Annotated in this window: 8 protein-coding genes and 1 pseudogene; 4 read left to right on the top strand and 5 right to left on the bottom strand. The window is 70.4% G+C overall.

The genetic code is table 11. The annotated features are described in order from the left end of the window. Nucleotides 1–141: 141 nt before the first annotated feature. A complete protein-coding gene (locus tag ACWDA7_RS00480; protein WP_359393438.1) occupies nucleotides 142–1,503 on the top strand; it encodes a glutamine synthetase family protein in 1,362 nt (453 codons plus the stop codon). Nucleotides 1,504–1,595: 92 nt separating this feature from the next. Here ACWDA7_RS00480 and ACWDA7_RS00475 read toward each other — a convergent pair. After that, a pseudogene (locus ACWDA7_RS00475) lies at nucleotides 1,596–2,024 on the bottom strand (site-specific integrase); the annotation flags it as partial. A 342-nt stretch (nucleotides 2,025–2,366) separates the two neighbouring features. Between ACWDA7_RS00475 and ACWDA7_RS00470 the strand changes: the two are divergent. Then, nucleotides 2,367–2,954, top strand: coding sequence for a hypothetical protein (locus tag ACWDA7_RS00470; protein ID WP_450602000.1), 588 nt, complete (start codon nucleotides 2,367–2,369; stop codon nucleotides 2,952–2,954). A 71-nt stretch (nucleotides 2,955–3,025) separates the two neighbouring features. Then, nucleotides 3,026–3,517: a signal peptidase I gene (locus ACWDA7_RS00465; protein WP_450601999.1), complete on the top strand. Its 492-nt coding sequence runs from the start codon at nucleotides 3,026–3,028 to the stop codon at nucleotides 3,515–3,517. 936 nt (nucleotides 3,518–4,453) lie between these two features. On the opposite strand, the gene ACWDA7_RS00460 is transcribed toward ACWDA7_RS00465, so the two are convergent. The 3 genes from ACWDA7_RS00460 to ACWDA7_RS00450 are packed head-to-tail and all read right to left on the bottom strand — an operon-like array spanning nucleotide 4,454 to nucleotide 7,651. After that, entirely contained in the window at nucleotides 4,454–5,473 is a 1,020-nt protein-coding gene (locus tag ACWDA7_RS00460) for a TolB family protein (RefSeq protein ID WP_450601998.1), read from the bottom strand. Further along, on the bottom strand, nucleotides 5,470–6,759 hold the full coding sequence (locus tag ACWDA7_RS00455) for an MFS transporter (protein WP_450601997.1): 1,290 nt from the start codon (nucleotides 6,757–6,759) through the stop codon (nucleotides 5,470–5,472). The genes ACWDA7_RS00460 and ACWDA7_RS00455 overlap by 4 nt, the downstream gene beginning before the upstream one ends. A gap of 1 nt (nucleotide 6,760) precedes the next feature. After that, on the bottom strand, nucleotides 6,761–7,651 hold the full coding sequence (locus tag ACWDA7_RS00450; RefSeq protein ID WP_450601996.1) for an alkaline phosphatase family protein: 891 nt from the start codon (nucleotides 7,649–7,651) through the stop codon (nucleotides 6,761–6,763). Between the two features lie 349 nt (nucleotides 7,652–8,000). Here ACWDA7_RS00450 and ACWDA7_RS00445 point away from each other — a divergent pair, with 349 nt between their 5' ends. After that, the gene (locus ACWDA7_RS00445) at nucleotides 8,001–11,000 is read left to right on the top strand and encodes a bifunctional [glutamine synthetase] adenylyltransferase/[glutamine synthetase]-adenylyl-L-tyrosine phosphorylase (protein ID WP_450601995.1); all 3,000 of its coding nucleotides are present in this window, start codon (nucleotides 8,001–8,003) and stop codon (nucleotides 10,998–11,000) included. Here the strand turns inward: ACWDA7_RS00445 and ACWDA7_RS00440 are convergent. Next, nucleotides 10,988–11,863, bottom strand: a complete 876-nt coding sequence (locus tag ACWDA7_RS00440) for a phosphatase PAP2 family protein (RefSeq protein WP_450601994.1) — start codon at nucleotides 11,861–11,863, stop codon at nucleotides 10,988–10,990. The genes ACWDA7_RS00445 and ACWDA7_RS00440 overlap by 13 nt on opposite strands. Between the last annotated feature and the right edge of the window lie 10 nt (nucleotides 11,864–11,873).

The following is an 11,873-nucleotide window of genomic DNA, read 5'->3' as shown; positions in this document are numbered from 1 at the left end:
AGGCGTTCAGTTCGAGGCCGGCCGGTCGATCAAGGTCCGCAACGCGCACGAAACGGTGTTGTGGTGGGATGCTCAGGTGCCCAACCGCCCCCGCGGAACCGGCGACAGGCGGCCTGACCAGCAAGGATGGGGAAGCTGAAGATGGACAAGCAGCAGGAGTTCGTGCTCCGTACGCTGGAGGAGCGCGACATCCGGTTCGTACGCCTGTGGTTCACGGACGTGCTGGGCTTCCTCAAGTCCGTGGCCGTGGCGCCCGCCGAACTCGAGCAGGCCTTCGACGAGGGCATCGGCTTCGACGGCTCCGCCATCGAAGGCTTCGCCCGGGTGTACGAGTCCGACATGATCGCCAAGCCGGACCCGTCGACCTTCCAGGTCCTGCCGTGGCGCGCCGAGGCCCCGGGCACCGCACGGATGTTCTGCGACATCCTCATGCCCGACGGATCCCCGTCCTTCGCCGACCCGAGGTACGTGCTCAAGCGCGCCCTCGCTCGCGCCTCCGACCTGGGCTTCACCTTCTACACCCACCCGGAGATCGAGTTCTTCCTGCTGAAGGACCGGCCCCTCGACGGCACCCGCCCGACCCCGGCCGACAACTCCGGTTACTTCGACCACACCCCGCAGAACGTGGGCATGGACTTCCGCCGCCAGGCGATCACCATGCTGGAGTCCATGGGCATCTCGGTCGAGTTCTCCCACCACGAGGGCGCGCCGGGCCAGCAGGAGATCGACCTGCGCTACGCGGACGCGCTGTCCACCGCCGACAACGTCATGACCTTCCGCCTGATCATGAAGCAGGTGGCGCTGGAGCAGGGCGTGCAGGCCACCTTCATGCCGAAGCCCTTCTCGGAGCACCCGGGCTCCGGCATGCACACGCACCTGTCCCTCTTCGAGGGCGACCGCAACGCGTTCTACGAGTCGGGTGCCGAGTACCAGCTCTCCAAGGTCGGCCGCTCCTTCATCGCGGGCCTGCTCCGGCACGCGGCGGAGGCCTCGGCGGTCACCAACCAGTGGGTGAACTCCTACAAGCGCATCTGGGGCGGCTCCGAGCGCACCGCGGGCGCGGGCGGCGAGGCGCCGTCGTACATCTGCTGGGGTCACAACAACCGCTCGGCCCTCGTCCGCGTCCCGATGTACAAGCCGGGCAAGACCGGTTCGGCGCGGGTCGAGGTCCGCTCGCTCGACTCCGGCGCCAACCCCTACCTGGCCTACGCCGTCCTGCTGGCCGCCGGCCTCAAGGGGATCGAGGAGGGCTACGAGCTCCCGCCGGGCGCCGAGGACGACGTGTGGGCCCTGACGGACGCCGAGCGCCGTGCGATGGGCATCGAGCCGCTGCCGCAGAACCTCGGCGAAGCGCTCGCCCTGATGCAGCGCAGCGACCTGGTCGCCGAGACCCTCGGTGAACACGTCTTCGACTTCTTCCTGCGCAACAAGCAGCACGAGTGGCACGAGTACCGCAGCGAGGTCACGGCCTTCGAGCTGCGGAAGAACCTGCCGGTGCTGTAAGCGCAGGTCAAAGGCCATAGGCCAACAAAGAGCCGTGGGGCCTACGACCAGTTGTCGTAGGCCCCACGGGCTCTCTTCCGGCCCTGGGCCGTCTACGGGCCCTCTGGCGCGGAGGCGGCGTCGTACATGTCCACGGCTTTCCGGGTCCGTCCCTCGCTGCTCGGCATGAGGTGCGTGTAGAGCCCCAGTGTGAACCCTGGGTCACTGTGCCCGAAGTACGTGCTCAGCGCCTTGATGTTCTCGCCGGCGCTCAGGAGCACGGACGCGTAGAAGTGACGCAGCGCGTGCATACCGTGTTCACGGGCTGCACGTGACGCTGTCCGGGTGTTCGGGCGGGGATCACGCCAGCCGTGACGAGCGCGGGCTTCCAGACCCGCGTATTGAAGTCGGTCCGGCCCCACGGCGCCGACGCCATCGGACCGGGTGAACAGGAGCCGCTTGGTGACGAGCGGGCCGTCAGGACGGAGCCACGGCAGGGTCACGGGGACGGGCGGGAACTCCTCCACGTGCCGCTTCAACGCTCATGTCTCGGCACCGCCGGCCGCCCGCTCCCGCCCAAGAGGCAGGCACACAGTGCGCGAGCCTCGACGAGCACGGCCCGCGCATCGGGCACCAACGGGCAGGTCCACAAGTCTGCCCGATCCGCGGGCCAGCGTAAGGGGCCATGATCACTCGCGCCGAAGCAGCTCCCGGCCAGTCGCTACGCCGACCTCGGGGGCCAGGGCGCAAGTACGCCAGGGGCGCCCGCTCGGAACAGGGCCGAGCCTCCATCAGACCCGGATGGCTACACGGAGCGGCACCGCTACATATGAGACAGAATGCGGCAATATATGCAGGACTGTCAGAATTGAACGGAGTGGCCGATGGGGCGTCCCTGGCTGCACGTGCTGGCACAGGTGGTCCCCGTTCCGCTCGGGTTGCTGCTCAGCGGTGCTCTGGTCTGGGGTGCCACCAACGCCGACTGGAGTGGGACCACCAGCAACAGCGGCAACACGTGGGAGTCTGGCTCGCTGGGGCTGGCCAACGACAGCAAGGTGCCCATGTTCCGCGTCGACAACATGCGACCCGGCGACACAGGCTCAAACTGCATCAGGATCGAGTCGAACGCTGACTTCCCCACCGCGCTCAAGCTGTACAGCAACTCACCGAACTGGCCAAGCAACTTCCAATCCTTCATCAACCTCAAAATTGAGGTAGGCAGTGGCGGCACCTTCGGCGACTGCAAGGGCTTCACTCCGCACAAGACTGCGTTCGACGGCACCCTGGACCAGTTCGTCGCCCTGCACACCGACTTCCGCACCGGCGTGGGTCCCTGGACCTTGCCCGGCAAGCCACCCAACTCGCTGAGCTTCCGCTTCGCGTGGAAGTTCAGCCGGAGCGCACCCAACAGCGCGCAAAGCGTGGTCACCAACGAGGTGACCTTCACCTGGGAAGCGCGGGAACACAAGTGACTCTCCCAAGTGACCCAGCCGCCAGCACGCCCTGCCAACCCACGGCCAGGGGTGCCCGGCACCCGATCCGCGTGGTCACCTCGGTCACCTCACGTACCGTGCTCGGCTCACTGATTGGGCTGCTCGTGTGGGCCCAATTGCCCGTGGCGGCGCTGGGCTGGACAGCGTGCGTGGTGCAGTCCGGCTCCATGCGTCCCGCCCTCGTGCCGGGCGACGTCGTTCTCTACCAGCCACCACCGCGCGACCGCACACCGGCGGTGGGCCAAATCGTGCTGGCCCGGGACCCCACCCGACCCGGCCATCTGCTCACCCATCGGGTCTACCAGGTACTGCCCAACAACGACCTGATCACCAAAGGTGACGCCAACTCCACACCGGACTCCACCCCGATCCGGCCCACGGCACTCGAAGGCGTAGCACGGTTGCGCGTGCCCTCGATCGGGCTGCCAGTCCAGCTCTGGCGCGCCAAGCGGCCCGTGCCCGAGGCGATCCTGCTGCTTGGACTTGCCACTCTGCTTGCGCTTGCCGCTCTGCCACTGCACAACCGCAACCGACACAATTAGCCCCGGTACTTGCTGAACAGAACCCAATGGATGGCAGTCTTCCCCCGGCCGGCCCGATCCGCCGGCACGCGGGCCGAGGACCCGGCAAGACGACGACTCCGCGCCTCTCGCCGCACCCGGACCCGATGCGGTAATCCGGTTCCCCGGGACACACCGGGCCGTGCCCCACACCACCCCTGGCCGACCCCCCTGACGGCAGTCTGACGGCAACGACAACGAACGTCGGCGTACGCAGCGGTATGTCACGGGGTGTCAACGTTTGTCGTTGCCGGAACGGATCATGATCCTCGCCGCACGATCAACCCGCGTGAAAAGCAGAAGGTCGGCTGCGTCCTGCGTGCCCGTTGCGTGCCCGATCCGGCGGGACGCAGCGGGGACTCACGGGGAACAGCGGGGCCGATCGCGTTCCGACCCAGGTCAGTGCCTTGCCAGGTCAGCCGCGATCCGCAGGCGTCTTCCAGGGCCCAAGGATCCGAGCGCGGCGGCGCTTGAAGGTCAGCCCCGCTAAAGCGCCGATCCCAAGGGTCCCCACCGCCATGGTTGGAAGCGTCTTGGTGTAGATCATCTTGGCATCAGGGTGGATCGTGTGACGCCGCAGATCCGGATGGCGGGGCTGGCGTAGTGGCACGAGTACCGCAGCGAGGTCACGGCCTTCGAGCTGCGCAAGAACCTGCCGGGGGTGCTGTAAGTACAGGTCAGGGCGGGTTTCAGCGCTTGCACACACGGACTCCACGAAATGCCGTCCGACGGTGACGGACTCCCGGGAATCCAGGTGGACCATCGCGGTGCGAGGAAGAATTCGCCAACTCGGCGCCGCCCTCACCCTCGCTCCGCCGGCGCAAATGTGGGCGTGCGGGGGATGGAACCAGCTCACCCTGATCGGCCTGGCGTCTCCGGCTCGGTGCCCATGTCGCAAAGGCGGGGTCTGAGTATCCGTCAGGAGACATACGCGGGCGACACCGCCGCGCTGTCCATGCGCCGCGGCTTGCCCGTGCCGTCGGCCGGTAGCTCGTAGAGGTCCGCCCCGTAGTCGCCGGGCAGGGCGTACACGATCGTGTGCGTGTCCCGCCAGACCGCCTGGTCGTCCACGCTGCGCGGTTCCGCGAGCGGGGTCTCGCGCAGCGTGCGCAGGTCGAGGACGTACAGGTGCCAGGGCGCGTCCTTGGGGAGGCCCTTCACCCGTTTCTTGAAGGCGATGCGGGTGCCGTCGGGGGACAGGGAGGGGCACTCCACGTTGCTGTGGAGCGTGGTGACCGTGCGGGCCCGCAGGTCGCCGCGGACCAGGTAGGTCGTGCCCTTCGTCGCCAGCGTCGCGTAGAACGTGCGGTCGTCGGCCGCGAAGGTCACCCCCCAGAAGTTCACGTCCGCCGCCTGGTAGGTCCTGCCGTCCTTGAGGACGCGGTACGCCTCCAGGGAGGGGGTCAGCGCTCCGGTCCGGGTGTTCACGATCGCCGTGCGGGTCGAGAAGTTCGTACCGGCGTACGAGTCCCCGCCCACGAAGGCGGTCCAGGCCGCGTAATGGCCGCTGGGGGAGACCCGGGCGCGGGAGGGGATGCCGGGGACGTCGTAGCGCGCCCGTTCGCGCAGGGCCGCGTCGAGGATCAGCGCGCGGTAGGTGTCCGAGACCGCGCCGTGGACGGCCTGGAGGCACACTCCGGTGCCCGAAGCGGCGTAGAAGCGCAGGCACTTGACGCCCGACGCCGTGCGCGGGCCGGCCGGGTCGGTGGCCGGGACCGACGCGAGCTCGTCGCGGTGCGGGCCCCACGCCAAGTTGCGGAACACCAGGCGGCCGGGCTCAGTCAGCGTGACCGCGCCGGAGGCGACCCGGGGGCCGCCCGCCTGGGGCTGGTTTCTGCGCTCGGCACGCGCCGAGGCGTGCAGCACCGAGGCCGTGGCGACCCCCGCCAGCAGCACCAGAGCCGTGAGCAGGACCAGGATGCGGGTGCGTGCCGTCATACCGTGCCTTCCGTGCGTACAGGAGCCCTGCCGTGGGGGCGCAGGGACAGAGCGAACGCCGCGCAGACGGCCAGCGCCGCCGTCGACGCCATGAGCGCCGTACGGTCGCCCCACAGGGTCCAGGCCGCTCCGAACGCCAGCGAGCAGGAGAAGCGGGCCAGTGCCTGGCCCGTCTGCACAAGAGCGAGACCGGACGAGCGAAGGGCTTCGGGGACGCTGTCGGACGCCGCCGCCACCAGCACACCGTCGGTTGCCGCGTAGAAGCCTCCGTGCAGGGCGAGCACGAGATACGGCAGCGCGGTCGAGTGCCAGGAGGTGAGCAGCAGGGCGTACGCCAGAAGCAGCGCGCCGTGGCCCGCGAGGAAGATCCGCCAGCGGCCCACCCGGTCGGCGAGTCGTCCCAGCGGCACCGCCAGCAGCAGGAAAGTCGCCGCCGTGCCCAGCGGCAGCAGAGCGAACCAGCGGTCGGGCACGCCGAGGCGCCGTTGCAGCAGCAGGTAGACGAAGGAGTCGCTGACCGTCGCGAGCCCCAGCACCAGCGCGCAGACCGTGATCCGGCGCAGATCGCGGCGGCGCAGGAGGGCCAGGGCGGCGCGAAGGGTCGGCCGGATTGCGTCGCCGGGTTCCGTGCCGCGGCCGCCGCCCGGTACGAACAGCACCAGCACCAGCACGCCCACGACGGCCACGCAGAAGCTCACCGTGAACACCGCGTCGTACCCGTCCACCGTGGCCCGCAGGATCAGGAAGGCGGCGAGCGGGCCGAGCAGCGCGCCGGCCGTGTCCATCGCGCGGTGCACTCCGAAGGCGCGACCACGGGTCTCCGGCGTGCTGGACAGGGAGATCAGCGCGTCCCGGGGCGCCGTGCGCAGGCCCTTGCCGGTGCGGTCGGTGGCCAGGACCAGGCCGATGGGGGTCAGGGAGTGCGCCAGCAGCAGGAGCGGTTTGCACAGCGCCGAGATGCCGTAGCCGAACCCCGCCACCCACTTGTGCCGGCCGTTGCCCCGGTCGGCGAGATGGCCTCCGGCCAGCCGTACGAGCGCGGAGAAGCCGTTGTAGATCCCGTCCAGGAGCCCGAAGCCCAGCGGGGAGAGGCCGAGGCCCGTCACCAGGTACAGCGGGAGTACCGCCGTGACCATCTCGGACGAGACGTCGGTGATCAGGCTGACCGTGCCGAGCGCGAGCACCGTCGGTGCGACCGCGGACAGGCGCCGCCCGGTGGAGGACCGGACGGCGCCGTCCGCGGACACCGGCGCCGGGTTTCCGGCGCGGCTGTCCGCGACGTACATCTCAGGACGTCCAGATGCCGGTGATGTCCTTGGCGGAGGCCGCGTTGCCCGCGTGCGTCGTCAGGCCCTGCGTGTCCTCCAGGGTGCGCAGCAGGTCGTAGTGGTTGTACGTGGTGGAGCTGCTGGATCCCGCCGCCACCTGCTGGCCGTACAGGACGGTCGGGATGCGGTTGCCGCTGAGCCGGTTGTCCTCGTCGAAAGTGACGACGAGCAGGCTGTTGTGGGTCTTGGCCCACGTGGCGTACGCGCCCAGGTTGTTCTTCAGCCAGGTGTCACCGGTCGACACCGAGCAGTCGTGCATGTCGCTGCACAGGTTGGGGACCACGAAGGACAGCTGCGGCAGCGTGGAGTAGTCGGTGGGGAACTGCGCGAAGGTCTTCGCGCTCGACGTGGGCACGTTGCTGAAACCGAACCAGGGGTTGTGCTTGCGCGCGTAGTTGCCGCTGCTGCACGTGGTCGAGCCCTGGCTGGGCAGCGTCTCGTTGTAGCTCCCCCAGGTCCGGCCCGCGGCGATGAGCTCCGAGGCCAGGTTCCGGGCGGAGGAGAAGCCGGGCGTGTAGCAGCTGTCGTCCGTGATGCCCTGGGTGGAACCGGAGAACAGCGCGAAGTAGTTGGGCTGGCTGGGGTGGGTGATGGCGTACGACTGGGTGAGGTTGGCGCCGCCGCTCTTGAGCGAGTTGATGTACGGGGCGCTGGACGAGCCGATCACCTGGCTGTACGCGTGGTTCTCGAAGACCACGACGACCACGTGGTCCGGGCTGGGGACGGCGCCCGCGGCGTGCGCGGGGGACTCGCCGCCGAGCCCGGTCCACAACCCGATCGCCGCCGCGGTGAACGCCGCCGCGGACGCCACGACGGCACGGCCGCGGCGGTGCAGGGAACTGCCGGACACTTGGACCTCCGGTGGGGGGAGGGTACGGGGTGGCGGTGCGCATAGAGCATGCACACGCCAAAATGCCCGTGGTCCACGGTGCCCGCCCCGGCGGGTGAAGAGCGGGTGAATTGCTCTTCACCCGCCGGGCTGGGGCGCACCGGTCGGGCCCTCCGCCCGCGCCTACGGCTCCGTCGGCCCCGTCCGGGTCGGACGCATGTACGGTTCCGCTCTCCGCCACCCCGGAGGCGCCGCCGCGGCCGGGGCGCGGCACCAGTCCCGTATCGTCCGACACCGCACGGCGCCCCCTGCCCGTACTGCGGTTACGCTCAAAGTCTCAGGACCTTGATCCAGGGCGGGAGGCCGAGGGATGACCGTGCCGCAGGGGCGCAGGAGCAGTACCTTCACCCGGCTGCTGAGGCACGGCTTCACCGATCCATCCGCCGCCGAGCGGCTCCTGGAGAGCGTCGAGCTGGCGCCCATAAGGTCCGATCCCGTCCTGCTGGAGGCGCTCGGCGCGACCGCCGACCCCGATCTGGCGCTGCACGGTCTCGTCCGGCTGCTGGAGGCGCAGCCCGCCCCCACCGCCCGGCGCGAACTGCTCGACACCCTGATCTCGGCCAAGCCCCTGCGCGACCGGCTGCTCGGTGTCCTCGGCGCCTCCGCCGCGCTCGCCGACCACCTCGCCCGCCATCCCGGCGACTGGCACGTGCTGGTCACCTACGAGCCGCAGGACCTCCACCCCGGTGTGGCGGAGTTCGAACGTCAGCTCGCCGGGGTCGCCGACCCGGTCCTGCTGCGCGTCGCCTACCGCCGCTGTCTGCTGTCGATCGCGGCACGCGACGTGTGCGGCACCACGGACGTGGCCCAGACCGCCGCCGAACTGGCGGACCTCGCCATCGCCACCCTGCGCGCCGCCCTCACCATGGCCCGGGCGGAGGCTCCCGACGACGCGGCGAGCTGCCGGCTCGCGGTGATCGCCATGGGCAAGTGCGGCGGCCACGAGCTGAACTACGTCTCCGACGTGGACGTCATCTTCGTCGGCGAGCCCGGCAACGGCGCCGACGAGCGCAAGGCGCTGCAGGCTGCGACCCGGCTCGCCTCGCACATGATGCGGATCTGCTCCGAGACGACCGTGGAGGGCAGCATCTGGCCCGTCGACGCCAATCTGCGGCCCGAGGGCAGGAACGGCCCGCTCGTGCGCACCCTCAGCAGCCACCTCGCGTACTACCAGCGCTGGGCCAAGACCTGGGAGTTCCAGGCCCTGCTCAAGGCGCGCCCCGTGGCCGGCGACACCGGACTGGGCGAGGAGTACGTCGCCACCCTCGCCCCGCTCGTGTGGCAGGCCGCCGAGCGCGAGAACTTCGTCGCCGATGTGCAGAAGATGCGCCGCCGGGTGGTCGCCAACATCCCCGTCAGGGAGGTCGAGCGCGAACTCAAGCTCGGCCCGGGGGGCCTCAGGGACGTCGAGTTCGCCGTCCAGCTGCTGCAGTTGGTGCACGGCCGGTCCGACACCTCGCTGCGCAGCGGAAGCACCCTGGACGCGCTGAAGGCACTCGCGGCCGGCGGCTACGTCGGGCGCGCCGACGCCGTGCAACTTGACGAGGCATACCGCTTCCTGCGTTCTCTCGAGCACCGCATCCAGCTGTACCGGCTGCGCCGCACCCATCTCGTCCCCGAGGACGTGGCAGATCTGCGGCGCCTCGGCCGCTCCCTCGGCCTGCGCACCGACCCCGTCGACGCACTGCGGCGCGAGTGGAAGCGACACACCAGCGTCGTACGCCGGCTGCACGAGAAGCTCTTCTACCGGCCGCTGCTCGACGCCGTCGCCCAACTGGCCCCCGGCGAGGCCCGGCTGAGCCCCGACGCGGCCCGGGAACGGCTCGTGGCGCTCGGCTACGCGGACCCGGCGGCCGCGCTGCGCCACCTGGAGGCGCTGGCGTCCGGGGTCACCCGCAAGTCCGCCATCCAGCGCACCCTGCTGCCCGTGCTGCTCGGCTGGTTCGCCGACTCCGCCGACCCGGACGCCGGTCTGCTCAATTTCCGCAAGGTGTCGGACGCGCTCGGCAAGACGCCGTGGTACCTGCGGCTGCTGCGGGACGAGGGCGCGGCCGCCGAGAACCTCGCCCGGGTCCTGTCCGCCGGCCGGCTCGCCCCCGACCTGCTGATGCGCGCCCCCGAGGCGGTGGCCCTCCTGGGCGACGGTGAGGGTGGCGGGCTCGAGCCCCGCCCGCGCGCCCAGCTGGAACAGGAGATCCTCGCCGCGGTGAGCCGCGCGGAGAACGCCGAGCAGGCGGTCGCCTTCGCGCGCGGAGTGCGACGGCGCGAGCTGTTCCGTACGGCCGCCGCGGACATCGTCGGCTCGTACGGCAGCGAGGAGGTCCCGGCCCCGTCCGACCAGGGCGCGCTGATCGACATGGTCGGCGGCGCGGTCTCGGACCTGACGGCGGCCACCCTCGCGGGCACGCTCCGCGCGGTGGTCCGCGGGGGCTGGGGAGACACCCTGCCCACCCGGTTCGCCGTCATCGGCATGGGCCGCTTCGGCGGACACGAGCTGGGCTACGGATCCGACGCGGACGTTCTGTTCGTGCACGAGCCACGGGATGGCGTGGACGAGCGGGAGGCGGGGGAGGCGGCGAACAAGGTGGTCGCCGAGATGCGGCGGCTGCTCCAGCTGCCCAGCACCGACCCGCCGCTGCTGGTCGACGCCGATCTGCGGCCCGAGGGCAAGTCCGGACCGCTCGTGCGCACCCTTACGTCGTACGAGGCGTACTACAGGCGCTGGTCGCTCACCTGGGAGTCGCACGCGCTGCTGCGGGCCGAGCCCGTCGCTGGGGACGAGGACCTCGGTCGTCGATTCATCGAGCTGGTCGACCCGCTGCGGTACCCGGCGGGGGGACTCGACGACGAGGCCGTACGGGAGATCAGGCGCCTGAAGGCCCGCATGGAGTCGGAGCGGCTGCCGAGGGGCGCCGACAAGACGCTCCACACCAAGCTGGGCCGGGGCGGTCTGTCGGACGTGGAATGGACGGTCCAGCTGCTGCAGCTACGGCACGGCCGGGAGGAACCGGGCCTGCGCACCACCCGCACCCGCGCCGCGCTCGCCGCGGCCCACGCCGCGGGACTGATCCCCGACGTGGAGGTGGCGATACTGGACGAGGCCTGGGTCCTCGCCTCGCGGGTGCGCAACGCCGTGATGCTGGTGCGGGGCCGGGCGGGCGACACCTTCCCGTCCCAGAGCCGGGAGCTCGCCGCGGTGGGCCGCTATCTCGGGTACGGGCCGGGGCACGTGGGCGACATGCTCGACGACTACCGGCGCACGACCCGCAGGGCCAGGACCGTCGTGGAGGAGCTGTTCTACGGAACGTAGCCGCCGCCACCGACGGTGACGGGTGTCAGGCTCCGGTGCCAGGTGCGCGGCAGTGCGTAGGGCATGGCTCCGTACCACAGCGACGCCACCGCGAAACCGACCGTCAGACAGACCGTTCCGCCCACGGCGTCCAGCCAGAAATGGTTCGCCGTGGCAACGATCACCAGGAGGGTCCCCGCCGGATACAGCAGCCCCAGGACCCGCACCCAGGGCACCGTCGCCAGCGCGAAGACGGTCAGACCGCACCACAGCGACCAGCCGATGTGCATCGACGGCATCGCCGCGTACTGGTTCGACATGTGTTTCAGGTCGCCCGACGCCATCGAGCCCCAGGTGTGGTGGACCATCACCGTGTCCACGAAGTCCCCGCCGTCCATCAGCCGCGGTGGGGCGAGCGGGAAGAAGTAGTAGCCGAGCAACGCCACGGCCGTGGTGGCGAACAGAGCGAGCCGCGTCGCCGCGTACCGGCCCGGATGGCTGCGGTACAGCCATACGAGGACACCCAGCGTCACCACGAAGTGCAGTGTGGCGTAGTAGTAGTTCATCCCCACGATCAGCCACGTCGCGGAATTGGCGGCGTGGTTGACCGAGTCCTCCACGGCGATTCCCATGTGCTGCTCGACTCGCCACAGCCAGTCGGCGTTGTTCAGCGCCGCGGCCTTCTGCTCCGGCACGGCGTTGCGGATCAGCGAGTACGTCCAGTAACTCACCGCGATGAGGAGGATTTCGAACCAGAATCGAGGGCGCCGGGGAGTACGGATCCGTCGCAGCAGGCCCTGCCTCGCGCGGTCCTCGGTCTCCTCCGTGACAGTGCCGGCGGTCTGCCTCCGGCCGTCCACCGCAGTCACGGTCTCGTCACCCATAGGCACAGAG

The sequence above is a fragment of the Streptomyces sp. NPDC001156 genome, assembly GCF_053598275.1.
This window is presented reverse-complemented; position numbering and strand designations above follow the sequence as displayed.